Origin of the sequence: Pseudomonas extremorientalis, assembly GCF_024584605.1 — a bacterium.
Lineage (GTDB): Bacteria > Pseudomonadota > Gammaproteobacteria > Pseudomonadales > Pseudomonadaceae > Aquipseudomonas > Aquipseudomonas extremorientalis.
The window spans coordinates 2,499,376-2,522,882 of the sequence record NZ_CP089519.1; the positions used below are offsets into that span (position 1 = coordinate 2,499,376).

At 62.1% G+C, this 23,507-nt stretch carries 18 protein-coding genes and 1 pseudogene; 11 read left to right on the top strand and 8 right to left on the bottom strand.

Features of this window, described 5'->3' with window-relative positions:
- Positions 1-18 precede the first annotated feature (18 nt).
- Together LUU92_RS11375 and LUU92_RS11380 are read left to right on the top strand one after the other, a co-directional pair.
- Positions 19-696 carry a type 1 glutamine amidotransferase domain-containing protein gene (locus LUU92_RS11375; protein ID WP_257103620.1) on the top strand — a complete coding sequence of 226 codons (678 nt, stop codon included), beginning with the start codon at positions 19-21 and terminating at the stop codon, positions 694-696.
- 78 nt (positions 697-774) lie between these two features.
- A complete protein-coding gene (locus tag LUU92_RS11380) occupies positions 775-1,893 on the top strand; it encodes an alkene reductase (RefSeq protein WP_257103621.1) in 1,119 nt (372 codons plus the stop codon).
- Here the strand turns inward: LUU92_RS11380 and LUU92_RS11385 are convergent, their stop codons facing one another.
- Both LUU92_RS11385 and LUU92_RS11390 read right to left on the bottom strand, forming a co-directional pair.
- Complete coding sequence (locus LUU92_RS11385) at positions 1,894-2,880, bottom strand: NAD(P)H-quinone oxidoreductase (protein ID WP_071488260.1); 987 nt, start codon at positions 2,878-2,880, stop codon at positions 1,894-1,896.
- Positions 2,877-4,109 (bottom strand): YbfB/YjiJ family MFS transporter, encoded by a 1,233-nt coding sequence (locus LUU92_RS11390; protein ID WP_257103622.1) that lies wholly within the window; start codon positions 4,107-4,109, stop codon positions 2,877-2,879. The genes LUU92_RS11385 and LUU92_RS11390 overlap by 4 nt, the downstream gene beginning before the upstream one ends.
- 112 nt (positions 4,110-4,221) lie before the next feature.
- Here LUU92_RS11390 and LUU92_RS11395 point away from each other — a divergent pair, with 112 nt between their 5' ends.
- Positions 4,222-5,097 (top strand): LysR family transcriptional regulator, encoded by an 876-nt coding sequence (locus tag LUU92_RS11395; protein WP_071488262.1) that lies wholly within the window; start codon positions 4,222-4,224, stop codon positions 5,095-5,097.
- A gap of 77 nt (positions 5,098-5,174) precedes the next feature.
- Positions 5,175-5,561 (top strand): DoxX family protein, encoded by a 387-nt coding sequence (locus tag LUU92_RS11400; protein WP_071488263.1) that lies wholly within the window; start codon positions 5,175-5,177, stop codon positions 5,559-5,561.
- A gap of 55 nt (positions 5,562-5,616) precedes the next feature.
- On the opposite strand, the gene LUU92_RS11405 is transcribed toward LUU92_RS11400, so the two are convergent.
- The 3 genes from LUU92_RS11405 to LUU92_RS11415 all read right to left on the bottom strand — a co-directional run bounded on the left by LUU92_RS11405 (position 5,617) and on the right by LUU92_RS11415 (position 8,809).
- Positions 5,617-6,435 carry an alpha/beta fold hydrolase gene (locus tag LUU92_RS11405; RefSeq protein WP_257103623.1) on the bottom strand — a complete coding sequence of 273 codons (819 nt, stop codon included), beginning with the start codon at positions 6,433-6,435 and terminating at the stop codon, positions 5,617-5,619.
- A gap of 89 nt (positions 6,436-6,524) precedes the next feature.
- Positions 6,525-7,916 carry an alginate export family protein gene (locus LUU92_RS11410; RefSeq protein WP_257103624.1) on the bottom strand — a complete coding sequence of 464 codons (1,392 nt, stop codon included), beginning with the start codon at positions 7,914-7,916 and terminating at the stop codon, positions 6,525-6,527.
- Positions 7,913-8,809 carry a VOC family protein gene (locus LUU92_RS11415; protein ID WP_222541487.1) on the bottom strand — a complete coding sequence of 299 codons (897 nt, stop codon included), beginning with the start codon at positions 8,807-8,809 and terminating at the stop codon, positions 7,913-7,915. The genes LUU92_RS11410 and LUU92_RS11415 overlap by 4 nt, the downstream gene beginning before the upstream one ends.
- Before the next feature lie 140 nt (positions 8,810-8,949).
- Between LUU92_RS11415 and LUU92_RS11420 the strand changes: the two genes are divergently transcribed.
- Positions 8,950-10,017: an NAD(P)-dependent alcohol dehydrogenase gene (locus tag LUU92_RS11420; protein ID WP_222541488.1), complete on the top strand. Its 1,068-nt coding sequence runs from the start codon at positions 8,950-8,952 to the stop codon at positions 10,015-10,017.
- A gap of 80 nt (positions 10,018-10,097) precedes the next feature.
- Here LUU92_RS11420 and LUU92_RS11425 read toward each other — a convergent pair.
- The 3 genes and pseudogenes from LUU92_RS11425 to LUU92_RS11435 form a co-directional block, all read right to left on the bottom strand.
- A protein-coding gene (locus tag LUU92_RS11425) for an IS3 family transposase (protein WP_428842196.1) occupies positions 10,098-11,233 on the bottom strand; the annotation gives its coding sequence in 2 pieces (ribosomal slippage) (positions 10,098-10,987 and positions 10,987-11,233; 1,137 coding nt in all).
- 123 nt (positions 11,234-11,356) lie between these two features.
- A pseudogene (locus LUU92_RS11430) lies at positions 11,357-11,479 on the bottom strand (hypothetical protein); the annotation flags it as partial.
- Between the two features lie 156 nt (positions 11,480-11,635).
- Positions 11,636-11,947 carry a hypothetical protein gene (locus tag LUU92_RS11435; protein ID WP_257103625.1) on the bottom strand — a complete coding sequence of 104 codons (312 nt, stop codon included), beginning with the start codon at positions 11,945-11,947 and terminating at the stop codon, positions 11,636-11,638.
- 201 nt (positions 11,948-12,148) lie between these two features.
- Here LUU92_RS11435 and LUU92_RS11440 point away from each other — a divergent pair, with 201 nt between their 5' ends.
- From LUU92_RS11440 to LUU92_RS11465, 6 genes are all read left to right on the top strand, one after another.
- Positions 12,149-12,811, top strand: a complete 663-nt coding sequence (locus tag LUU92_RS11440) for a TonB family protein (RefSeq protein WP_071487879.1) — start codon at positions 12,149-12,151, stop codon at positions 12,809-12,811.
- Positions 12,808-13,353 (top strand): RNA polymerase sigma factor, encoded by a 546-nt coding sequence (locus tag LUU92_RS11445; RefSeq protein WP_016980117.1) that lies wholly within the window; start codon positions 12,808-12,810, stop codon positions 13,351-13,353. Before LUU92_RS11440 ends, LUU92_RS11445 begins: the two co-directional genes overlap by 4 nt.
- A gap of 37 nt (positions 13,354-13,390) precedes the next feature.
- Positions 13,391-14,317 carry a FecR family protein gene (locus LUU92_RS11450; RefSeq protein WP_257103626.1) on the top strand — a complete coding sequence of 309 codons (927 nt, stop codon included), beginning with the start codon at positions 13,391-13,393 and terminating at the stop codon, positions 14,315-14,317.
- A gap of 424 nt (positions 14,318-14,741) precedes the next feature.
- A complete protein-coding gene (locus LUU92_RS11455; RefSeq protein WP_257103627.1) occupies positions 14,742-16,436 on the top strand; it encodes a ShlB/FhaC/HecB family hemolysin secretion/activation protein in 1,695 nt (564 codons plus the stop codon).
- A 22-nt stretch (positions 16,437-16,458) separates the two neighbouring features.
- A complete protein-coding gene (locus LUU92_RS11460; protein ID WP_257103628.1) occupies positions 16,459-22,518 on the top strand; it encodes a two-partner secretion domain-containing protein in 6,060 nt (2,019 codons plus the stop codon).
- Positions 22,518-23,030 (top strand): hypothetical protein, encoded by a 513-nt coding sequence (locus LUU92_RS11465; RefSeq protein ID WP_071488110.1) that lies wholly within the window; start codon positions 22,518-22,520, stop codon positions 23,028-23,030. The genes LUU92_RS11460 and LUU92_RS11465 overlap by 1 nt, the downstream gene beginning before the upstream one ends.
- Positions 23,031-23,507: the final 477 nt, after the last annotated feature.

Sequence of the window (23,507 nt, forward strand, 5' to 3'; positions counted from 1 at the left end):
ATCCCGAGGCACTCGACAATGAAAGTATTGATGGTATTGACCTCTCACGATCAGTTGGGCAACACCGGCCGCAAGACCGGCTTCTGGCTCGAAGAATTTGCCGCACCTTATTACGCGTTCAAGGACGCCGGCGCCGAGGTGGTGCTGGCATCCCCGGCCGGCGGCCAGCCGCCGTTGGATCCGGTGAGCGATCAGCCGGACTTCCAGACCGACCAGACCCGCCGCTTCGCCGCCGACCCGGCCGCGCAACAGGCCCTGGCGACCACGCTGAAGCTGGATTCGGTCAACGCCGATGCCTTCGACACCGTGTTCTACCCAGGCGGCCACGGCCCGCTGTGGGACCTGGCGGAATCGCCGGTTTCCATCGCGTTGATCGAGTCCTTCGAGCGTGCCGGCAAGCCGATCGGCTTTGTCTGCCATGCACCGGGTGCCTTGCGTCATGTCAAGGCGGTCAACGGCGAGCCGTTGGTCAGGGGCCGGCGTGTCACCGGTTTCTCCAACTCGGAAGAAGCCGCCGTTGAATTGACCGATGTAGTGCCGTTCCTGGTGGAAGACGAGTTCAAGAAGCTGGGTGGCCTGTATGAAAAAGGCGCTGACTGGCAGTCCTTTGTCATTACCGATGGCTTGCTCGTCACCGGGCAAAACCCCGGCAGTTCCAGCGATGTCGCCAAGGCCCTGCTGAAACTCACTGCCTGACTCAATAAACCGCTTGATGCATTGGCGACTTGAATAAGTCGCCAATGCTTTCGCGCGCTCGTAATCTGGAAGAATGAGATGACCGTTTTAAGTACCCCGGTGAAACTGGGTCACCACACACTGAACAACCGTATTGTGCTGCCACCGTTGACGCGCCAGCGCAGCGCCCAGCCGGGCGATATCGCCACTGACTTGATGGCCGAGTATTACCGCCAGCGCGCCAGTGCCGGCTTCATGGTCAGTGAGGGCACGCAGATTGAACCGCGTGGCCAGGGTTACGCGTGGACGCCGGGCATTTATACGCCGGCGCAGATCGACGGCTGGCGCAAGGTCACCGAGGCGGTGCATGCCGAAGGCGGGGTGTTCTTCGCCCAGCTGTGGCATGTCGGTCGGGTGTCCCACAGCGCGTTGCAGCCTGAGGGTGCCGCACCGGTCGCACCTTCTGCTATCCAGGCAATTCAGGCCAAGGCCTTTATCGAAACGGCGCCGGGCGAGGGGCAATTGATGCAGCCGCCTGTACCGCGTGCGTTGACCACACAGGAGGTCAAGGACCTGGTCGGGCACTACGCCCAGGCAGCGCGCAATGCACTGGATGCGGGGTTTGATGGGGTGGAAATCCATTCAGCCAATGGCTACCTGGTCAACCAGTTCATCTCGGCCCACGCCAACCAGCGTGACGACGAGTACGGTGGCTCGCTGCACAACCGCCTGCGCTTCCTGCGCGAGATCGTCGAAGCAGTGACCGCCGTGGTCGGGCCCGAGCGCCTGGGCGTGCGCTTCTCACCATTGTTCAGCGGCACCGACCAGGACCGGGTGTACATCGGCCTGGTGGAAGACGACCCGCACCACACCTACATTGAAGCGATCAAGGTATTGGAAGCGTCGGGCATCGCCTATGTGTCCATTGCCGAAGCCGACTGGGATAACGCCCCGGTATTGCCCGAATCATTCCGCCGAGCGGTACGCGACACCTTCAGCGGGCGGATCATCTATGCCGGTCGCTACACCGCTGAACGCGGTGCAGCACTGGTTGAAGCGGGGCTGGCGGATCTGATCGCGTTCGGGCGGCCGTTTATCGCCAATCCGGACTTGCCGCAGCGGATTTTCAACGACTGGCCGTTGAACCCGCTGCGGGCGGAAGGGATGTATGGGGGAGGCGAAGCGGGTTATGTCGACTACCCGGTGTTCGCCGGGTAATCAAACCACCCGCAACACAATCTTGCCAATGTGATCGCCACCTTCCATCCGCGCATGCGCCTGATCGGCCTGGGTGTAATCGAACACCTGGTCGATCATCGGCAGGCAGCGCCCGGCTGCCAGCACCGGCCATACGTGCTCGCGCAGTTGGTCGGCGATGGCGGCTTTCTCGTCCTTGGTACGGGCGCGCAGCAAGGAGCCGGTGACGACGGCGCGTTTGCCGAGGATGGTCAGCAGGTCCACGTCATTGGCCTTGGCGCCGCCCAGGAAGCCCAGCATCACCAGGCGCCCGTCCATGGCCAGGGCCTTGAGGTTGTTGTTGAGGTAGGAGCCGCCCATGATGTCGAGGATCACATCGACACCTCGAGCCCCGATCACCTCGGCAAAATCCTGCTCGCGATAATTGATGGCTTCAGCGCCCAGGGCACGGATGGCCGCACATTTCTCTTCGCTGCCAGCGGTGGCGAACGCCTGGATACCGAACTCGCGGCACAGCATCAGGGCGGTGGTGCCGATCCCGCTGGTGCCGCCGTGGATCAGCACGCGCTGGCCCTTGTGCGCGCCGCCGATGCCGAACAGGTTGGCCCACACGGTGAAAAAGGTTTCCGGGATGGCGGCGGCTTGAATCCACTCCATGCCTTCGGGAACCGGCAACGCCTGGCTGGCGGGCACCGTGCAGTATTGGGCGTAGCCGCCGCCATTGGTCAGGGCACAGACCCTGTCGCCAATCGCGTATTCGCTGACCCCTTCGCCCAGCGCGACCACTTCGCCGGCCACTTCCAGGCCGGGGATCGGGCTGAAGCCGGGTTTCATCGGGTACTTGCCGGCACGTTGCAAGGCGTCGGGGCGGTTGACCCCGGCGGCGTGCACGCGGATCAGGATTTCGCCGGGGGCCGGGGAGGGCACCGGTTCCTGGCGCGGCTTGAGCACCTCGGGGCCGCCGGGCGTGGTGATTTCAATCAGGGTCATGTCGGTAGGCAGGGTCATTTGGCAAATCCTGTAAGGGGGAGCGTATGGGTTGGGACCGTGTCGAGCGGTCGACGGTTCAGCACAATCATGCCCAGTTCCAGGGCCAGGGCGACCACGATGGCGCCAGCGGCAATCACGAACAACAGCGCATGCTGGCCACCGCTGCTGTTGAACAGTGCCGAGTAGGCAAACCCGGACAGTGCCTGGAAGGTAGCAAAGGAGACGGTGGCGCGGCTCCACGCTACCTGCTGCTGATGATGGTTGGGCAGCAATTCATGCACCCGCGCCAAGGCCAATGGCACGATGCCTGGCGGGAACGAACCGAGGATCACCGCCAGTACGGCAAGGGCAGTGAAAGAACTGGCCAGCGGCAACAGACCGACGGCAATCGCCTGCACCACCAGCACCACACGGATACTCAGGCGTGCTCCGAGTTTATCGGCGATAAACCCGTAGCTTACCGGCCCCACAATCGCGCCCAGGCCGTACATCACCCAGACCATCGCGCCGATGTGCGCACCCTCACCCAGGCCACGGGCCACGTAATCCACCAGGAACACCATCGCCGGCACCAGGCCTGCGGCCATGAAGGCGTACTGGGCGAACAGCAGGTACACGCCGGACGGCATCCGCGCTGAAGTGGCCATTGGGGCCGCTGCTTCATGCAGCGTAACGCCGGGCCAGGCGAACCAGCTGGCCGCCGTCAACAGCGACGCCAGCAGGCCCAGGCCCAGCCACGTCTGCTGCAAGCCCAGGCTCAACAGCGGCGGCACCAGTGTGCCGGAGCCGGCAATGCCCAGGCCGATGCCGAGGAAGATCGCGCCACTGGCCAGGCCCCGGCGTGCGGCCGGTACGTGGGGCAATACGGTCGCGGCCACCAGCACCATGATCGCGCCGCCGGCAATCCCCGACAGCAGGCGCCAGGCGAAGAACCACACCACCGACAGCGGGAAGGCACAGGCGAAGAAGGCCAGGGTTACCGCCACCATCATGATGCGCAGGGCGGTCGTATTGGAGGTGCGCTGGGCGATGGGCCGGCCGATCAGCGCACCGATCAGGTAACCCACCAGGTTGGCGGCGCCGAGGTAGACCACGTCATTGGCGGAAAACCACTGGGCCTGGATCAGGCTGGGGATCAGCGGTGTGTAGGCAAAGCGTGCCAGGCCGATACTGACCAGGCTGGCACACAGGCCGGCAAAGATCGGCAGCCAGACCGCGCTGCGGGATGGTGCGTGGGAGTCGAGCATGATGGCTGTCCTGAAGTTTTTTCTGCGGCGGTCAGCATATCGGGATTTTTCGATGCAATAATGCAGCGAATTAGCGTCATGATGATGCATATCTGCATCAATGGGAGACCGCATGAATTGGGACGATGCACGGGTATTCCTGGCGGTGTGCCGCGAATCCACATTGCGCGGCGCCGCACGGGTGCTGGGCGTGGACCAGGCCACCGTGGGGCGCCGCGTCAACGCCTTGGAAAAGTCCTTGAACGCAACCTTGTTCCTGCGCACCTCCGAAGGCTACGCGCTCACGGCGGTCGGCGAAGCGGCGTTGCTTTCGGTGGAGAAAATGGAGCGCTCGGCCCTCGACCTGGAGCGCCAGATCCAGGGCCTGGATGACCGCCTGACCGGCACTGTGCGGGTCAGTACCACCGACTCCCTGGCCATCGACTTCCTGATCCCGGCCATCGCCTGCCTGCACGACAAACACCCCGACGTGCGCGTGCAACTGGACGCCTCCACGCAGATCCTCAGCCTGGCCAAGCGCGAAGCCGATATCGCCGTGCGCAACCAGCGCCCGGATAACCCCGACCTGATCGCCCGGCGTATTGCGCGCTGGCCGCTGGGGTTGTTTGCGTCCCAGGGTTACCTCGAGCGTCACGGCGTACCTGAGCCGGGCAGCCTGTTCGAAGGCCATGACCTGGTGGTCTACCAACCTCATCTGCAAAGCCAGAAGGACATGACCCTGGTCTCCGAGCCCCTCGGCCGCGGGCGCATCGTTGCTGCCTTGAGTTCCAGCCTGCTGGTGCGCCGCTCCATCGCTGCCGGCATCGGCATCGGCGAAATCCCGGTGTGCACCGGTGAGCGCGACGGGCTGGTGCGCCTGTGGCCGGAGCGCACCCGACCCTTGCCATATGACGTATGGCTGGTGACCCACGCCGATCTGCGCCACACCGCACGGGTGCGGGCGGTGATCGATGAAATCGTGGCGGCGTTTGCCGGCACCGGGGAGTGAGGTCAGCACAGGCTTGCAAGCGCGGCGGTGGCCCGGTCGACACAATCGTTGTTTGTAGCAATCAACCGAGAGCACGTATGAACGAATCGACGCGTCAGGACCTGGGACTATTGTTTCTGCGGATCAGCGGGGCGCTGTTCCTGCTGTGGGTGCATGGCTTGCCCAAGTTGCTCAACTACAGCGAGCAATTGCAGCTGATCGAAGACCCGTTTCACCTGGGGGCGAACATCACGTTGCTGCTGGCGATTTTCGCTGAAGTGCTATGCCCGCTGCTGATCATTGCCGGGGTGCTGGTGCGCCTGGCGTGCCTGCCGATCCTGGCGGTGCTGTTGATCGCTTTGTTGGTGGTGCACCCGGAGTGGACGTTGTTCGAAGGGCAGTTCGGTTGGCTGCTGTTGATCATCTTTACCACCTTGCTGATCAGCGGGCCCGGTCGCCTGGTCCTGGGCCAGCGTTTCTCCTGAGCAAAAAAAGGCCGGGCAAGCCCGGCCAAAATAAGGAGAGGGTGGTGCAGGCGTTTCAGCGTTGCAGGAACGCCAGCAGGTCTTCATTCAACTGCTGCGCGTGGGTCACGGCGAAGCCGTGTGGTGCGTCCTTGTAGACTTTCAGTTCGGCGCCCTTGATTGAGGCGGCCGCCACTTTGCCGGTGGTTTCGAACGGCACGATCTGGTCGCCATCGCCGTGGATCACCAGGGTCGGCACGTCGATTTTGGTCATGTCCGGGCGGAAGTCGGTTTCGGAGAACGCGGTCACGCAATCCACCGTCGACTTGAGGGATGCCAGCATCGCCACCTGCAGGGTCTGGGTCAGCACGCCTTCAGAGACCTTCTGGCCCTGGTTGATGCCGAAGAACGGCGTGTTGAAGTCGCTGATAAATTGCGCACGGTCTTTCAACAGGCCGGCCTTGATGCCATCGAACACTTCAGTCGGCACGCCCTGCGGGTAGTCCGGTTTCTGGCCGAACAGCGGTGTGACCGCGCCCAGCAGTACCAGGCCGGCCACGCGTGCGCTGCCGTGGCGTGCGATGTAGCGGGCGACGTCGCCACCGCCCATGGAGAAGCCCACCAGGGTCACGTCCTTGAGGTCAAGGTGTTCGATCAGCTGGGCGATATCGTCGGCGAAGGTGTTGTAGTCGTTGCCGGTCCAGGGTTGATCCGAGCGGCCGAACCCACGGCGGTCAAACGCGATGGTGCGAAAGCCGCGGCTGCTCAGGTATTCCATCTGGTATTCCCACATGTCGGCGTCCAGCGGCCAGCCGTGGCTGAACAGCACGGGTTTACCGCTGCCCCAGTCTTTGAAATAGATCTGGGTACCGTCTTTGGCGACGAATGTGCTCATGAACATCTCCTTATCGAGGGGGGATAAAACGCAGGATCACTATTGCCGTTAACCGGCTCGAGGGCTTGTACGGGTGTGCTTGCTTGGGGTTACCAGCTGAACTTGAGCTCGACCCCCAGGTAATTGCTGTCGTCACCGCCGGCATCGCGCAGGGTCTGGCCCACGTCGTAGTGCACGGCCTCGACGGCGCCGGTGAGGTTGGGGCTGAACACATAATCGGTGCGCACTTGCGCATAGGCGCCGGTCCAGCGATCGCCCTGGCCTGCGGTGCCGGCCACCGGCAGGTTGGGCTGGGTGTAGACCGCGTCGCTGGTGGTTTGGCGCCACAGCAGGCCGATGGCGGTTTGCACGCTGAGCCTGTCGATCGGCTTGAGCGTGATCGACGGCTTGACGTGAATCAGGTTGCTGTAGCCGGTGTAGCCCGCCAGGGAAAAATAGTAGCCGTTGGGGAACAGCGGGTTGAAGGTGCCGACGTTGCCATCCCCGGTTTTGCGGTCGCCCGAGGCGATGTCCAGTTGCAGGCCGATGCGCGGCTTCCAGGCCAGGCTGTCGAAGGTGTAGCCGGTACGGCTGCCACCGGCCCAGGCGCGAATGTCCTTGTTGCCGACCGAGCCGCTTTGCAGCATCGCTTCGATGTCCCAGTCAAAGCCCATGGCCGCGCCGCCCAGGCGTGCGTCGAACAGGTGGCGGGTCTCGTCGCCGTCGGCGTCCAGGTAGTGGGCGGCGGTGCGCTCATACACGCCGTAGTAGGCGGACAACTCGTTCTTGCCGCCCACCAGTCGCTCCACACGGACCATGTGGAAGCGCGCATCGCTGTTGGATTTGTCGTCGAAGTGACGCCCGTCCTGATACTGCACCGGCTGGCTGGCGATCCCGATAAAACGCCAGTTGGAGGTCTCCCAGTCGGCCCACAGCGCATCGAAGGACTGCCGCACATTCGGGCCGTCCCGCGATGAGATGAAGCGCTGCAGGTCGAAGGCAAAATCCTGGCGCCCGACACGGGCCTTGAGAGTCCCACTGCTGAAGGTATTCACGTACTCGGCGAAGGCCAGGCGCAGATCGACGCGATTCTGGTCGGCGCCGCCGATCGTGGTCTTGTCGTACGCCCGCGCATCTTCCAATTGGGTGAACACCCGCCAGTGCTCGTTCAGATGCAGGTCGGCGTGGAGCTGGAAGCGTTGGATCAGGTAGCGATCACGCTTCACATCCCGCACGCCGAAGCCACTGGCATCGTTCATCTCGAAACGCTCGCGCAACGTCGCGCCCAGGGACAGGTAGGTGTAGGGGTTCGCGCTGGACCGCGGGATGTACTTCAAGCTGTCCAGCGGCTGCGTGCGCAGCGCCGGGTCCTGCAAAACCGACCAGTCTTCCTGCCAGCGGTTGGCCTTGATGGCCGGGCGTGTCGCTTGCTCGTCGGCGTGGACGCTGCCGACGAGCAGCGGCCACAGCACGGCCAGGCCCCAGCCTGTGCGGCGCGTCATTTTGCGGCGTTGAGTTGATGGATCTCCGCGACGTAGCCGCCCGGAAATTCCACCAACGCACTGCGACGGCCTTTGCTGTCGAACGCAGGCACTAACACTTTCGCGCCGGAGCCGGTGGCCTTGCCCAGGGTGGCCGTCAGGTCAGCCACTTGATAGCCGGTGGTCTCGTGGCCGAACGGGTAGGGCAGTTGGCCGTTGGTGACCAGCACCGCCATGCGCCCGAATGGCGATTCGATGTCGACGCGACGGTAGTTGCCGTTGGCTTGGCCGATATCCACGCCAGGGGCGTGTTTGTCATCGGCCAGGACTTTGCCGTGGGAGAAGCCGATAAACGATTTGATAAAGGTGTCGGCACGCTCGGCACTGAGGTACACGCGGTTTTCCGGCACGGTCTGGAACGCGGCGTAATCCGGGGTCTTGGTGTGCCAGTAAAGCTGCATGTTCACACCGCCCGGCCACTGCACCACCGCGTCACGCCCGATCGGGTCGGGAAAGTCGCTGACGATCACCGCCGCGCCGTTCTCCCGGGCGGCCTTGAGGGCGACGTCCATGTCCTTGACCAGGTAACCGTTGCGCTCCTGGCCGAACGGGTGCGGGATCGGCGTGGTGAAACCGAACAGCGACACTGTACCTGCCGGGGTCTGCAGCAGTTGCGACGTGGTGCTGCTGGGCACCGGCAACACGTTCACCACCACTTGGGGCGTGCTTTTGCCGCCGAATGTGGCCAGGAAGCTCTGGGTAAAACGCTCCACATCGGCCGGTGCCACATAGACGTGGCTGGTGTCGTATTGCGGAGCCACGGCGACCGCCGGTGTAGCGGCGAAGGCGCTGTTCATCATGGCCCCGGCCAGCAAGGTGACTGCCAGCGATACCGTCCTGACTTTTCTACACATACCCACTCTCCCGCGTTTTGAGAAAGTCTCGATCTTAGGGACGGGGCCGACCGGCGGATTGTACGGACGTGCTCGGTTGAACGATTCAGCGTCTATGCTGGTCATCTGACTCCCAGCATCCGATCACACAGGTGAACGAAATGGCCAAGACTTACAGCTACGCCGCCCAGAACGCCAAGGATTCCCTCAAGCCCTACACCTTTGAGCGCCGTGCGCCGGGGGCGGATGACGTGCAGATCGACATTCTCTATTGCGGGGTCTGCCACTCCGACCTGCACACCGTGCGCAACGAGTGGAACAACACCCTTTACCCTTCCGTGCCTGGCCACGAAATCGTCGGCCGTGTCACGGCGGTCGGCGCCAATGTGCAGCAGTTCAAGGTGGGTGACCTGGCCGGTGTCGGCTGCATGGTCGACAGTTGCCAGCACTGCGCGTCCTGTACCGAGGGCGAGGAGCAGTACTGCGAGAACGGCTTTACCGGCACTTACAACGGCCCGGTGTTCGGCGGTGAAAATACCTTCGGCGGCTACTCGGACAGTATCGTGGTCAAGGAAAAGTTCGTCCTGCGCATCTCCCACGATGACGCCAACCTGGCTGCCGTGGCGCCGTTGCTGTGCGCCGGCATCACGACCTATTCGCCGCTGCATCATTGGAAGGTCGGCCCCGGCAAGAAAGTCGGCGTGGTCGGCCTGGGTGGCCTGGGCCATATGGCAGTGAAAATCGCCCATGCCATGGGCGCCCATGTGACGCTGTTCACCACCTCACCGAACAAGCGCGAAGACGGCCTGCGCCTGGGCGCCGACCAGGTGGTGGTGTCGAAGAACCCGGACGAAATGGCCAAGGTTGCCAACAGCCTGGACTTCATCCTCAATACGGTTGCCGCGCCGCACAATCTCGATGCGTTCCTTAACTTGCTCAAGCGTGACGGCACCATGACCCTGGTCGGCGCGCCCGACAGCCCGCATCCGTCGCCCACGGTATTCAACCTGATCTTCAAGCGCCGCAGCCTGGCCGGTTCGTTGATCGGCGGCATCCAGGAGACCCAGGACATGCTCGACTTCTGCGCCAGGCACGGGATTGTCTCGGACATCGAGATGATCGATATCCAGGGTATCAACGAGGCGTATGAGCGGATGCTCAAGGGCGATGTGAAGTATCGGTTCGTGATCGATATGGACAGCTTGAAAAAGGAAAGCCAAGCGGCGTGAAACGCATTCCCTGAACCGCTGTAGAACCCTTGTGGGAGGGGGCTTGAACTGGTCAAGTAATCTTGGACACCGATTAAGGTTCATGCCGCCAACCTTTCCTTCGCGACCGGCGACCGGTAGTCGTTGTAGCTGTGAGGCCTGCTGATGTTGTAGCGCGAGACATAGCGCTGCACATCTGCCCGGGCCTCATGCTCCAGTTTGTAGCCCGTTTCAGGAACCCACTCGGATTTCAAACTACCAAAGAAACGCTCCATCGGGGCGTTGTCCCAGCACTCGCCTTTACGGCTCATACTTTGCCTAAACCCATGCTTCACAAGCGCGTTTCGGAATTTATGGCTGGTGTACTGGCAACCTTGGTCAGAGTGAAACAACACATCCTCGGGATGGCCGCGTAGCTCAACTGCCATGCGTAGTGCCTCGCAGGTCAGGTTGGCATCCGAAATCATCGAGAACGACCAGCCTACGATCCTGCGAGCGTACAGATCCAGAACGGCGGCGAAGTACATCCAACGCTTGCCGACCTTGATGTACGTTACGTCGCCACACCACACCTGATTAACCGCCGTCACATCAAATTTCCGCTTGAGCACATGCGGCGCCACCAAGGCCTCCACGCCCGGCGACTTGTACTTATGGCGCCTGCGCTGACGACTAGCGATGCCAGCCTCGCGCATCAAATTGCGAGCCATGTAACGTCCGACACGATGTCCTTTGGCTTGCAGCTCCTTGGACAAGGTACGTGCGCCCGCCGACTCTCTCGACGCCTTGTGGTGCCTGACCAGCGCGGCTTTGAGCTTTTCCCGCTCAGGATTTGCTCTGCCCTGGCGCTGGCGCCAGGCATAGAAGCTGCTGCGGTTAACCCCGAACGCCCGGCAACACCTTTTAACGCCGTACTGCTCGTCCAGCTCATCGATCAGCGTGAATGATCTTTGGCGTCCAAAAGCAGGAGAGCACTGGCCTTTTTTAAGATTTCAATGTCCAGGTCTTTCTCCCTGAGCAGGGCTTTGAGTCTCTGGATCTCTCGTTGATCAGCGGTAATTGCCTTGGCTCCCACCGGAGTCGAGCCCAAGCGTTCTTTTTGCACTTGATCGACCCAACGGCGCAGAGCAGTAGGACCAATATCCAGGCTGGCACAGACCTCGGTAACCGGCTGACCTTCATCCAGCACCATGCTGGCAGCCTTGAGCTTGAACTCACTCGAATAAGATTTACGCATATCCAAACACCTCAGATTTGGGCGCTATCATAGCGCCCGATTGAAGTGTCCAAAATCATTAGGCCAGTTCAGCTTGCCCCCGATAGCAGTCGGGCAGTCACCGCATAATTGACTGACCCGCCGTTATCGGGGGCAAGCCCCCTCCCACATTATTTTGCGGTGTGCCTGGACCAAGAGGTGCTCGTACAGAATTGTCGCCCCCACTAGCATCAGCACCACACCACCGACCATCTCCGCACGCTTGCCACCAGATCATGTGCAGCCCCAGCCCGACCAGCAGGGTAAACGCGATCCAGTGCTCCCAGTCTCTGGCTGAAACCCTCCCGTTAAGAGCGAACACTGCAACTGTGGCAAGCCCGCTCGCCACAGGGGACTTATCGCCCGTTTTGAAAGGGTTGGCCCTCAGGGCCGCTGCGGTTTCACCGACGTCCCGAAGGTATTGCCCATGCGCACGCTGGTCGCCGCCGGGGTGGATAGGCCTACCGCGTTCGGCGGGCGTTTTTCGATGGGGAGGTTCTGCGCCTCGCGGTTCTTTTTGGCCGCCTTGGTAGCGTTCGTGTGGTTGCTCATCTGCTGGCTCAGGCAGCCATAGTCGGGCGCCTTGTAGCCATCCACGCTGACCTCGGCGCACGTGCCGGCGGCAGTTTCGGCATGGCCCAGCAAGGGCAGGGTGGCGCACAGCAACAGGCTGGCAAGGGTCGGCAAGGTTTTCATCGGGCCTCCTGGCAGGCCCGAAGGAGTGGGCCGGTAAGGCTTGGAAGTCTAGTGCAGCGGGCCTCTCATCACCGTGATGTTTTTTTTGCTATCACCGTAACATCAGGTTCATAAACTGGCCTCAGGATGACGGTTTTCTAGGGCGCGTCGGCCGTGCAGCGATGCAGAACAGGGGGTGAACAGGGAGCCTGGAGGCGCGTCATGCGCGCCCTGGTCTTGCTGTTGCTGCTGGCCGCTGGTCGCGCGGCGCAGGCAGAGTCACCGCTGCTGCCGTTGAACCTGCCGGCGCAGGACCTGGAACATGCACTGCAAGCCTACAGCCGTGCCACCGGGATGGCGGTGCTGGTGGACCGTGAGTTGACGCGCGGGCGGCGCTCCATCGCCGTGCGCGGGCGCTTCACGGCGCAAGAGGCACTGGCGATGTTGCTGACAGGGAGTGGCCTGATGGCCCGTTATGCACGCAGCGATGCGTTTACCTTGCAGACCCCGCAAGTCAGCCCTCCGCCTACTACTAAGCGGGGTGCGGCGGCACGCAACGCTGCGCGGATCAACAACAGCTATGCGACGGCGTTGCAGCAAGCCATCGAGACCAGCCTGTGCCGCTCGCCGCTGACCCGGCCCGGCAGTTTTCGCGCGCTGGTGCAGGTGTGGGTCAACCCGGATGGGCGGGTCGAACACAGCCGGTTGGTGAGTTCCACCGGCGATGAACAACGCGATGAAGCACTGGTGCGCAGCCTGGCAGCGGCGCGGGTCGAACGCCCGGCGCCAAGCTCGCTGCGCCAACCGGTGACTTTACTTTTGATGCCTGACACAACAGGAACGCGCATGGAATGCACAGCCGCAAAAGGAGCCTCGGAGGGATGAAAAATACCGGGCACAGTACGATGGTCAGCCTGTTCCTGGCCTCTTACGAAGACTTCAAGGTGCGGTTGCGCAAGCGCCTGGGCTCGGAGGACCTGGCCAACGACGTGCTGCACGAGACCTACCTGCGCGTCGACCGCATGGACGTGCCGCCGAACCTGCAACAGCCCAATGCCTACCTGTACCGCATGGCCCTGAACATCGCCGCCGACCGCCGCCAGGCCGATGCGCGCCTGCTCACCGGCAGCGAGGTGGAAGAGCTGCTGCAAAGCGCCGACGAAGCCCAGGACCCGTCGCGGGTGGTGGGCGGCCAGAAAGAAATCCAATCCCTGGTCAAGGCCCTCTACGAACTGCCGGCGCGTCGGCGCAAGATCCTCATCGCCGCGCGCCTGGAAGAGGCGCCGCACCTGGAAATCTCCCAGCGTTTTGGCATTTCCACGCGCATGGTCGAAAAGGAAATCAAGGCCGCCCTGGGCCACTGTGCCAAGCGCCTGGAAAGAAAAGTGATTCAGCGGTTCGGTCCCGGGGCCGGAAAACCGTCTTAGTGTCGAGTCCCTGATAAATCCGTGAGTACGTGCGCGCTTGAATATTTTTAGCCTCTCCACCGCCCGGCAGTCCGCCGCCACCCCCCTGCACGATGAAGCCCGCGACTGGCTGCTCCTGCTGACCTCGGGCCGCGCCACCGTGGCCGATGCCAAGGCCCTCAAAGCCTGGTGCGCGCAGAGCCCGGAACACGCCCAGGCTTTCGAACAGGCCAAGGCGCTGTGGCAGCAACTGTCCCCGGCCCTTGATCAAATGTCGCAACCGCGCAGCTTTGGCCGCCGTGCCTTCCTCGGCGGGGCCATCGCCGCCTCGGCAGCCGTGGTGATGGTGCGCGTCGGTGTGCCGGGCGGCTTCGCCGGGCTCACAGCGGACTATCGCACCGAAGTCGGCGAGCAGCGCCAAGTGCTGTTGAGCCAAGGCATCAGCCTGGAACTCAACACCCAGACCCGCATCAGCCGGGTGGGCGAGGGCATCGAACTGCTCGAAGGCGAAGTCGAGGTGGTCACCCACGTTGCGCAACCGCTGCTGGTCCAGGCTGGCGAGGGCTCGGTCAGCGCGGCGCAGGCACGCTTCAATGTGCGCAATACCGACCACCGGGTATGCGTCACCTGCATCGACGGTTCACTCGCGGTGGCCATCGCCGGGCGCAGCGTGCGCCTGGACAGCGGCCGGCAACTCACCTACGGCGCGTCCGGCGTCAGCGAGGTGACAATGGTGGACACCCAGGCAGTGGTGGCCTGGCGTGAACAGGTGCTGGTGTTCAACAACGCCACGCTGGCGACGGTGGTGGACGAGATCAACCGTTATCGCCCGGGCATGCTGCTGCTGTTGAACAAGGAACTGGGCCAGCGTCGGGTTCAGGCGCGCTTCAGTTTGCAGCAGTTGGCGGGCGTGGCGTTGTTGATCCGCGATGCGTATGGGGCCAAGTGCACGGAGTTGCCGGGTGGGGTGGTGTTGTTGAGTTGAGGGGCTGCCGCTCGTCGGGTAACTCCAATTTTTACGATGTAAATGGACCGGGCCAGAACGCTAATCTACGCCTGTCGCTTTCAGGTATGCCTGTGTGCTCATGGGTAGAGCGACCGGTCTTTTTCCTCTGACAGATCTCCTTTCTTATCCTCTCTGAATTGTCTTTCTCGTTTGTAGGGGAAAGGATTTTCAGCGTAAGAAAAACCCAGGAAATGTACGTTTCAAGTCTCACTTCCTATCCGGTTTCTTCCTTCGACTGACATTGTTCGGAAGCATCTGACAGCCCTCCAACGGCTGTGTGACAGACAGGGCTACGCCCTCAGGAACGCCGAATTTTTTGTAACCTTTCCTGTTTTCCTTAAGCGTTTCAGCCTCGGCAGCATGGGTGCTCTTTCCATTTGAGTACCTGTGTGAGGGTGAAAGGATGCCGGCTGTTTTTCGACCTGCGCTGCTGGGGATAGCGCTGTTTTCAGGTCCGCTTCTTGCCGCGTCCCCCGTGTCGCCCGGCGACCGCGAATTGGCCCGTGAGCGTCAGCAGCAAGTGTTGGAAGAGCAGCGTCGTCGCCTTGAAGACCTGCAGAACCTGCCCGGCCAAATCGCTGTGCCAACGGCTCCCGCGCTGCTGGAAGACGGCCAGTGCATCACCGTCACGCTTATCAACATTGAAGGCGCGACATTGCTGCCCGAAGGCCAGCGCGAGGCGCTGCTGCAACCCTGGCAGGGGCGTTGCCTGGGGGTGCCCCAACTCAACGCCGTGCTCAAAAGCCTCACCGATCACTACCTGCATCGCGGCTACGTCACCACCCGCGCCTACCTGCCACAGCAGGACCTGAAACATGGCGAACTGAACATCATCGTGGTCGAAGGGCGCCTTGAAGGGCTCGACAGCTCATCGCTGGCCAGCCCGCTGGAGTCCGCCATGACCTTTCCCGGCACCGTAGGGGAGGTGCTCGACCTGCGCGAGCTGGAGCAGTGGGTGGATCAACTATCGCGCTTGCCCTCGCGCCAGCCGCAGCTTGAGGTGTTGCCGGGGCAGGCAGTGGGGGGCAGCCGCGTGACGCTCAAAGGTGAGCGCCGCGAACCCTGGCGTGTCTCGGCCAACCGCAACAACCATGGCGATGCCAGCACCGGTCGCCAGCAGGCCGGTATCGGCCTGGATTGGGACAGCCCCCTGGGCCTGGCGGATCAATTGAACCTGCGGGCCAGCCGCGACACCGTCAGCGACCGCTGGCGCCATTCCCACAGCCAGAACCTGTTCTACAGCCTGCCGTATGGTTGGTGGACGTTCAATGTCAGCCACAGCCAAAGCTTCTACCGCACGCGCAACGACCTTTCCGGGTTTGCCTTCGCACTGTCAGGCGAGACCTCCAGCCAGCAGTTGCGCGCCGAGCGCGTGCTGCACCGCGATAACCTGGGCAAGACGGCGTTCAGCTTTGGCCTGAGCCACCTGCGGACCCGCAACTACCTGGAAGACGCGTTGCTGCGCACCTCCAGCCATCGCATCACGGAGCGTCAACTGGGCTTCAACCATGGCCGCCGCATCGGCAACGCCTTTCTCAACCTCGATGCCGGCTGGCAACAGGGCATCGGCGCCCTGGACGCCCAGCGCGATCTCTCTACACAGCGCGGCGCGCCGACCTCGCGCTATCAGAAATACACCCTGACCCTCAGCTATTTGCAGGCCTTTCGCTGGCTGGGCCAGCACTGGAGTGTCGACAGCCTTGCCACCGGCCAACACGCCGAAGACGAACTCTATGGGCCACAACGCCTGAGCGTCGGCGGCCTCGGTGCGGTGCGCGGGTTCCAGCAACAGAACCTTTCGGGCAATAGCGGCGGCTACTGGCGCAGCCAGGTGCGCTGGCGCCAACCGGTGGCCTGGGACGCGCTGCGGCCCTGGGTGCACGAAGTGGGCGTGGGCTTTGGCTACGACGTCGGAGTGATCCGCCGTGGCCCGCACAACCCTGACGTTGCCGGGCGCCTTACCGGCCATGCCTGGGAGCTCAGCGCACGCGGTACTCACCTTGCCGCTTCGCTGGTGCTCGCCCGCTCCCTGGAGCGCCCGGCCATCGTTGAACGTCGCGAACACCCGATCTATGCCCGAATCGACCTGTTTTTCTGAATAACAACAAGGAACCTAGCCTATGGACGTGCGCCGCCCGTTTTACCAGTGCCTGGCCCTGAGCCTCGCAGGCATCATCTTCCTCAACCCGATTGTCGCGGCCGCCGCCGAGCTGAGCGTGGACCCGGCCAGCCCCGGCACCAGCCTCGGCCATGCGCCCAACGGCGTGCCGGTGGTGAATATCGCCGGGCCCAATGGCAGCGGGCTGTCCCATAACCTGTTCACCGACTACAACGTCGGCAGCAACGGGCTGATCCTCAATAACGCCACCCAGGCCACGCAAAACACCCAACTGGGCGGTGTGATCCTCGGCAACCCAGGCCTGCAAGGGCGGCCTGCCAGCGTGATCCTCAACGAAGTCACCGGTGGCAACCGCAGCCATTTGGGGGGCTACACCGAAGTGGCGGGGCATGCCGCGCGGGTGATCGTCGCCAATCCTCACGGCATCACCTGCAATGGCTGCGGGTTTATCAATACGCCGCGCGCGACGCTGACCACCGGCAAGCCCGTGATCGAAGGTGGGCGGCTGGATCACTTTCGCGTAGACGGCGGCGATATTGCGCTGGAGGGCGCCGGGCTCAATGCCCGCAATGTCAGCCAGTTCGATCTGATTACCCGCACGACCAAGCTCAACGCGCAACTGCATGCCGACCAGCTCAACATTATCACCGGCCGTAACGATGTCAGTGCCGACACTTTGCAGGCCCGTGCCCATGCCGAAGATGGCCGGGACAAACCGCAACTGGCCATTGATGCCAGCGCCCTCGGCGGCATGTACGCCGGGACGATTCGCCTGGTGGGCACTGAGCAGGGCGTCGGCGTAAGGCTGGCGGGCGATATGGCCAGCACCGCCGGCGACATCGTGATCAACGCCAATGGCGGCTTGAGCCTGTCCCACACCACCAGCGTCGGCGCCCTCACGGCCAAGGCCGCGTCGATTGACTTGCAAGGCCCGACCTTTGCGATGGCTGATATCGACCTGCAGGCCCAGGGCGATCTGGTGGTACGGCAGACTCTGGCCAGCGCCGGGAATGTCAGCCTCGAAGGCAGTACGGTGAGCAACCAGGGCAAGGTCGTCAGCGGCATCCTGGAAGACCGGCGTATCGCGGGCAAACAGCTGAGCATCAAGGCCCAGCGCCTGGATAACCCGGGTGAACTCAATGCCAGTGGCCACCTGGAAATCACCAGCGGCAGCCTCGATAACAGCGGCCAGATCGCCGCCGACAGCGCCAGGATCGAAGCCCGCCAGGACCTGAGAAACACTGGCCAGGTGGTCACCGCCGGCCAACTTGAAATTGCCGCCGGACAGGCCATCAACCATGCCGGGACGCTGCATGCCGAAGGCGATTTGAGCCTGGTCGCCGACAGCGTCGACAACAGCGGCAAGATCGTGGGGGCAGGCACTGCGCTGAGTATTGCGGCCGGCACGTTCACCAACGCGGGCGAACTGCTCGGCGACAACCACCTGCTCCTGCAGGTCGATGGCGACCTGAACAACCGCGGCCTGATCGCCGCCAAAGGCGATGCCTATATCAGCGCATCAAACCTTACCCAAGACCACGGCCAGATTCTCAGCGGCCAAGACATCCAACTGCGCGTGCGCGATGTACTGCATAACCTCGGCGTGCTCAGCGCAGCGCGGCATATGCAGATTAATGCGGCTCAACTGAATAACCCCGGCACGCTCGGCAGCCAAGGCAATCTCCTGCTCACTGCCAACGTCACCAACACCGGCCTGCTGTTCAGCGGCGGCGACCTGCACGTGCGTGGCGAGCATTTCAGCAACCTTGAAGGTGACCTCTACAGCGTCGGTGATTTCAGTTTCGCCGGCACGCGCTTCAGCAACCTCTCCGGCAGCGTGGAAACCGAAGGCAACCTGCACATCAACGCCCGCGAGTTTGAAAACGCCCGCACCCACCTTGTCCTCGAACGCGAGCTGGTCGGCGGCAGTATCCAATGGGTCTGCGGCCAGCACTGCGACGGCGACGACAGCTTCAAGCGTGGGACCATCTACATCAGCGAAACCTGGCGCGAAACCGCCGCGCCCAACTCCACCAGGGCGGCGCGACTGGTGGCCGGCAAAGACCTGCGTATCGACGCGCAGACCCTGGAGAACCGCTACAGCCTGCTCGCCGCCAATGGCGACGTGCACCTTTCCGCCAACCGCCTTATCAACCAGGGCGCGGCCTCCCAGACCGGCATCTCCAGCACCATCATCGGCACCCCCGGTCGCATCGACAAAGCCCTGTGGGACCAGATGGAATTCCACGACCTGCCGGCCTTCAATAACGCACCCTTCGACCCCGTGCGTTTTGCCGAACTCAAGGCCCGCTCGACCGGAGAGGGGTTCAGCAACCCCGGCACCCTCACCACCTGGCGCGAGGATGGCCGCGAAGTCTATGCCGCCACGCTGCAAGCCGGCGGCCGCCTCAACCTGCAGGCCACCGAGTACCTGCAAAACGGCACCCTGCGGGAAAACACCCTGGCGCAACTGACCGGCGACATTGGCCACAACCCCAACGACCTCGAACTGAGCCCGGATCGCCTCAGCGATGACCTGACCCAACCGCCGGAATTCCAACTCCCCAGCGGTAAATACGGGCTGTTTATCCCCAGCAAGAATCCGGGCAGCCCCTACCTGATTGAAACCAATCCCCTGTTCACCCACCTGGCCAACTTCCTCAGTTCCCAGTACTTGCTCGACAAGATCGGCTACAGCACCGACGTGGCCTGGCGACGCCTGGGCGACGGCTACTACGAAAGCCGCCTGATCCGTGACGCCGTGCTGGCGAAGACCGGGCAACGCTTCCTCGCCGGGCTGGAGAGCGACGAGGAACAGTTCCGCTACTTGATGGACAACGGCCTCAGCGCCCGCGACAGCCTGCAATTGAGCGTCGGCGTCGGCCTCACCGCGCAGCAGGTGGCGGCCCTGACCCACGACATCGTGTGGATGGAAAAACGCCAGGTGCAGGGTGAAGACGTGCTGGTGCCGGTGCTGTACCTGGCGACGGTCGACGCCAATAACCTGCGCGGGGGCAGCCTGGTGCAAGGCCGGGACATCAACCTGGTCAGTGGTGGCGACATCGTCAATGTCGGCACCTTGAATGCGGCACAGGAGCTGACCGCCATCGCCGACGGCCGCCTGCTCAATGGCGGTACGCTCAGCGCCGGTGAACGCATCAGCCTGCTGGCCACCGACAGTATCCGCAACGCGATGGCCGGCGAGATCCGTGGCAGCCATATCGAACTTACCAGCGTCACCGGCGACATCGTCAACGACCGCACCGCCCATGCCAAGCATCAGGGCGACGGCACCCTTGTCACCCATCTCGACCAGGCGGGCCAGATCAGCGCCGCACAGCAACTCACGCTCAACGCCGGGCGCGACATCACCAACCGAGGCGACATCAACAGCGCTGGCGATGCCAGCCTGAGCGCCGGGCGCGACATCAACCTCATCGCCGTCACCGACACCCAACAGGTACGCACCACGGAAAACGGCGGCCACCGGGTCACCCAACACAGCCGCACCGAACAGCTTGGCGCCAATCTCAACGCCGCCGGCAGCCTGAGCCTGCATGCCGGGCGCGACATCACCCTATTGGCCAGCCAAGCCAACGCCGACAAAGACCTGACCGTCGCCGCCGGTGGCAACCTCCACCTGTTGGCCGCCGCCAACGAAACCGATCACGCGGTCAACAGCAAACGCGGCGGCGCCAAGGTGCATGAGCAAACCACCCAGGTGCGTCACGTGGGCAGCCAGCTCACCGCCGGCGGCAAACTGAACGCCAGCGCGGGGCAAGACATCGTGCTGCACGCCAGCCAGGTCAGCAGCGGCAAGGATGCGTACCTGGTGGCGGGTGGGCAGTTGCAACTGCTGAGTGCCAATGACAGCGACTACAGCCTGTATGACTACAAGAAAAAAGGCAGCTTCGGCGCCCTCAAGACCCAACGCGACGAAGTCACCGACGTGCTGGCGGTGGGCAGCCAGATCACCACAGGCGGCAACCTCAACCTGATCAGCGGCGGCGGTCAGTTGTATCAAGGGGCAAGGCTGGAAAGCGCGGCGGATATCGCCATCACCAGTGGTGGGGCGGTGACCTTCGAAGCGGTGAAAGACCTGCATCAGGAGAGCCACGAGAAGACCAACAACAACGCATTCTGGGTGGCATCCAAGGGCAAGGGCAGCACTGACGAAACACTACGCCAGAGCCAGTTGGTTGCCGGGGGCACCATCGCGATCCAGGCCGTCGACGGTTTGCAGATCGACATCAAGCAGGTCAATCAGCAGAGCGTCAGCCAGTCCATTGATGCGATGGTCAAGGCCGACCCGCAATTGGCTTGGCTCAAGGACGCAGAACAGCGCGGGGATGTGGACTGGCGCCAGGTCAGGGAGGTCCACGACAGCTTCAAGTACAGCCACTCCGGGCTGGGGCCGGCCTCGCAACTGATCATTGCCATCGTGATGTCGGCAGTCATCGGGCCCATGGCGACGGCCGCAGCAGGCGGCGGTGTCGGCGGCGCCATGGTCGGTGCGGTTGCGACCGGCGCCTCGACCAATGCCAGTGTCAGCGTGGTCAACAACCGGGGCAATCTTGGTGCCGTGTTCAAGGACGTGACGTCATCCGATGCCCTGAAGGGCTACGGCGTTTCGGCGATCACTGCCGGCCTGACGGTGGGTTACTTCGACCCATGGACCGGAGCGCAGACCAATACCACACTCAGCAAAGTGGCCACCTCCGGCTCGCTGGGCACCTGGAGCGGCGTCGGCCAATTCGCGGCCAACCAGGCGCTGCAGAACGGCACCTCTGTGTTGCTGAACAAAGCCCTGGGGCAGGGCGGCAGTGTCAGTGACGCGCTGAAAACTGCCTTGTTCAACACCTTGGCGGCGGCCAGTTTCAACCTGGTAGGGGACTACACGAAAAACGTCCTGGCGGACGGCTCGTTACCCAAGGTGGCGATCCACGCCATGGTCGGTGGCTTGCTGGCCGAAGCCACCGGCGGCGACTTCAAGACCGGCGCATTGGCGGCGGCGGCAAGCGAAGCACTGGTTGGCCACCTGGATACGTTGGTCAAAGGCAACGACACCCTGCTCACCATGAGTTCGCAGATCGTCGGCGTACTGGCGGCTGCGGCACAAAGCGACACGGACGCCGCCAAGCTGGAGACCGGCAGCTGGGTGGCGAAGAACGCCACACAGTACAACTACCTGTCACACAACCAACTGGAACGGGCCGCCAAACAGATAGCCCGATGCACCGACGCCTCCTGTATCCAGGACGCCACGCGCAAATTCCAGGAACTGAGCCTCCAGCAGGACATTGACGCCATCGTCAGCTGCCAGGCCGACCCCAGTTCCTGCGCGGCAAGCTCCAAAGAAGTCGCCAACACCCTGGCGAACCTGAATGCCATCCGCGACATCGCCGACTACGCCTCGCCCGACGCCCGGGAGGCGGTACAGAGCCTGATCAACGGCAATCACGAATTTCAGGAAATGCTGGCGACCGCCACGACCGAGCACTCGGTGGGCGCGATGGTCGAGTCGCTCAAGTCGAAGTGGGCACTGAGCGATGCTCAGGCGCAGGACATTGCGGACAACCTGAAGATCGCACTGGCGGTTGGGGTGGGGACTGCGGCGGGGGTGGTGGCTTATAGGCGGGCTGTGGCGAGGGGGGCAAAAGCGACAAGCGAAGCTGCTACTCAGATCCCAGACCGAGTGCAGTCGCGTGTAAACATTGCCAATGGTCGCACGGAAACGACTCCTCTTCGTGATAACGGCAATCCCGTATCTGCGGGTTTCGATCACGTTATAGATGGGCATTTCAATAGAGAAATCTCCAACTCGCGCTCCGTGTTTACCATTGCTCCGGATGAGCTGAAAGGCATCCTACAGAGCAGTTCTGTCGTGAAGTCTCCGGTTGTTGCGCTGCCAGATGGCCAATTCGTAAGAACGGTTGATGTGGGGCGGGCTATTGGCACCACTACATTGAAGGATGGCGGTGTTCCTACGTCTGTGATAAAGGTATTCACCGATAAGGCAGGAAATTTAATTACAACCTTCCCGGTTAAGGTGGGCAACTGATGCGTATTCTACCCATAAAGATATGGCGTGAATTCCAGTCGGTAGTGGAAGCTCTGAGTGACGAAACACATTTAAGGGTAGTTCTTGAAGTAATACTATTTTGGATGAGAGGTAATCATAAGTATCTTGCCGGTGAGCCGTTTTCGGCCTATGGTTTTGATAGCTTTACGAAATTAGATGAGAGGGAGATTCCAGTTGAATACTCTTCCTTTAAGGTGAGTGATTTAATTAATTTCAAGCGTGTTGTTTTTAAACTTCAGGCTAGAGATGTAGAGTCAATTGCGAGGTTTTTACGTGATACAATTGAGGAGTTGGCGACTGTCGAAGTTGATAAGCAATGCCCCAGATGTGAATCTGAGGGAATGCGCGCCTTTATAGGTAAGCATAATGGATTGTTGGCTTATCAGTGCAATGTCTGTGGGTACTCCCATTATTCAGATGGGTCTAGGGTTGAGAACGGCGGATTAGAGTTTGCGAGCGAGAAACAGTTGCGAGAACTTGGCCTGATTTAATGGTGCAAAAGCGACAGGTGGTGCAGTAGAGCTAACGTTTGACAAGGCTACGCGGACTTGGACAACTCCAGCTGGTCTAGACTATGGACAAGGATCGGTTCAAGGAAACAGAGTTTTGCATGTTTTAGAGCATGCGGAACCGAATCCAGCCAAGACAGCACATAGCGTCTTTAGTATGGACACAAAAGAGATTTTAAGCGCTGTCGATGAAGCATGGCTCAAGAAAGGTAGTCCTGTAGTAGGGGATCCGGGGGCATATGTTGTCCCGATGGGCCGAGCGATTGGTACTTCGGGAGAAACGAGTATTAAAGTTATTGTTCGGCCTGGGACCAGTCAGGTCATTACCGCCTGTCCTGTTAAATAGAGAGGTTTTATATGTTGTGTCCAAGGTGTGAGCAGGGAGATGTTATCAAGGCTAAAGTTATAGCTGGCGACACTTGCTTGTTCTTATGTCAAGAGTGCGATGCCTCATGGTTT

Bases quoted from the DNA above. Each gene is read 5' to 3' on its own strand.
- LUU92_RS11420 (WP_222541488.1), top strand. From the start codon at position 8,950: ATGGCCAAGACTTACAGCTACGCCGCCCAGAACGCCAAGGATTCCCTC.
- LUU92_RS11410 (WP_257103624.1), bottom strand. From the start codon at position 7,916: ATGACGCGCCGCACAGGCTGGGGCCTGGCCGTGCTGTGGCCGCTGCTC.
- LUU92_RS11385 (WP_071488260.1), bottom strand. From the start codon at position 2,880: ATGACCCTGCCTACCGACATGACCCTGATTGAAATCACCACGCCCGGC.
- LUU92_RS11415 (WP_222541487.1), bottom strand. From the start codon at position 8,809: ATGTGTAGAAAAGTCAGGACGGTATCGCTGGCAGTCACCTTGCTGGCC.
- LUU92_RS11465 (WP_071488110.1), top strand. From the start codon at position 22,518: ATGCGTATTCTACCCATAAAGATATGGCGTGAATTCCAGTCGGTAGTG.
- LUU92_RS11435 (WP_257103625.1), bottom strand. From the start codon at position 11,947: ATGAAAACCTTGCCGACCCTTGCCAGCCTGTTGCTGTGCGCCACCCTG.
- LUU92_RS11440 (WP_071487879.1), top strand. From the start codon at position 12,149: ATGCGCGCCCTGGTCTTGCTGTTGCTGCTGGCCGCTGGTCGCGCGGCG.
- LUU92_RS11405 (WP_257103623.1), bottom strand. From the start codon at position 6,435: ATGAGCACATTCGTCGCCAAAGACGGTACCCAGATCTATTTCAAAGAC.
- LUU92_RS11455 (WP_257103627.1), top strand. From the start codon at position 14,742: ATGCCGGCTGTTTTTCGACCTGCGCTGCTGGGGATAGCGCTGTTTTCA.
- LUU92_RS11400 (WP_071488263.1), top strand. From the start codon at position 5,175: ATGAACGAATCGACGCGTCAGGACCTGGGACTATTGTTTCTGCGGATC.
- LUU92_RS11380 (WP_257103621.1), top strand. From the start codon at position 775: ATGACCGTTTTAAGTACCCCGGTGAAACTGGGTCACCACACACTGAAC.
- LUU92_RS11375 (WP_257103620.1), top strand. From the start codon at position 19: ATGAAAGTATTGATGGTATTGACCTCTCACGATCAGTTGGGCAACACC.
- LUU92_RS11395 (WP_071488262.1), top strand. From the start codon at position 4,222: ATGAATTGGGACGATGCACGGGTATTCCTGGCGGTGTGCCGCGAATCC.
- LUU92_RS11445 (WP_016980117.1), top strand. From the start codon at position 12,808: ATGAAAAATACCGGGCACAGTACGATGGTCAGCCTGTTCCTGGCCTCT.
- LUU92_RS11390 (WP_257103622.1), bottom strand. From the start codon at position 4,109: ATGCTCGACTCCCACGCACCATCCCGCAGCGCGGTCTGGCTGCCGATC.
- LUU92_RS11460 (WP_257103628.1), top strand. From the start codon at position 16,459: ATGGACGTGCGCCGCCCGTTTTACCAGTGCCTGGCCCTGAGCCTCGCA.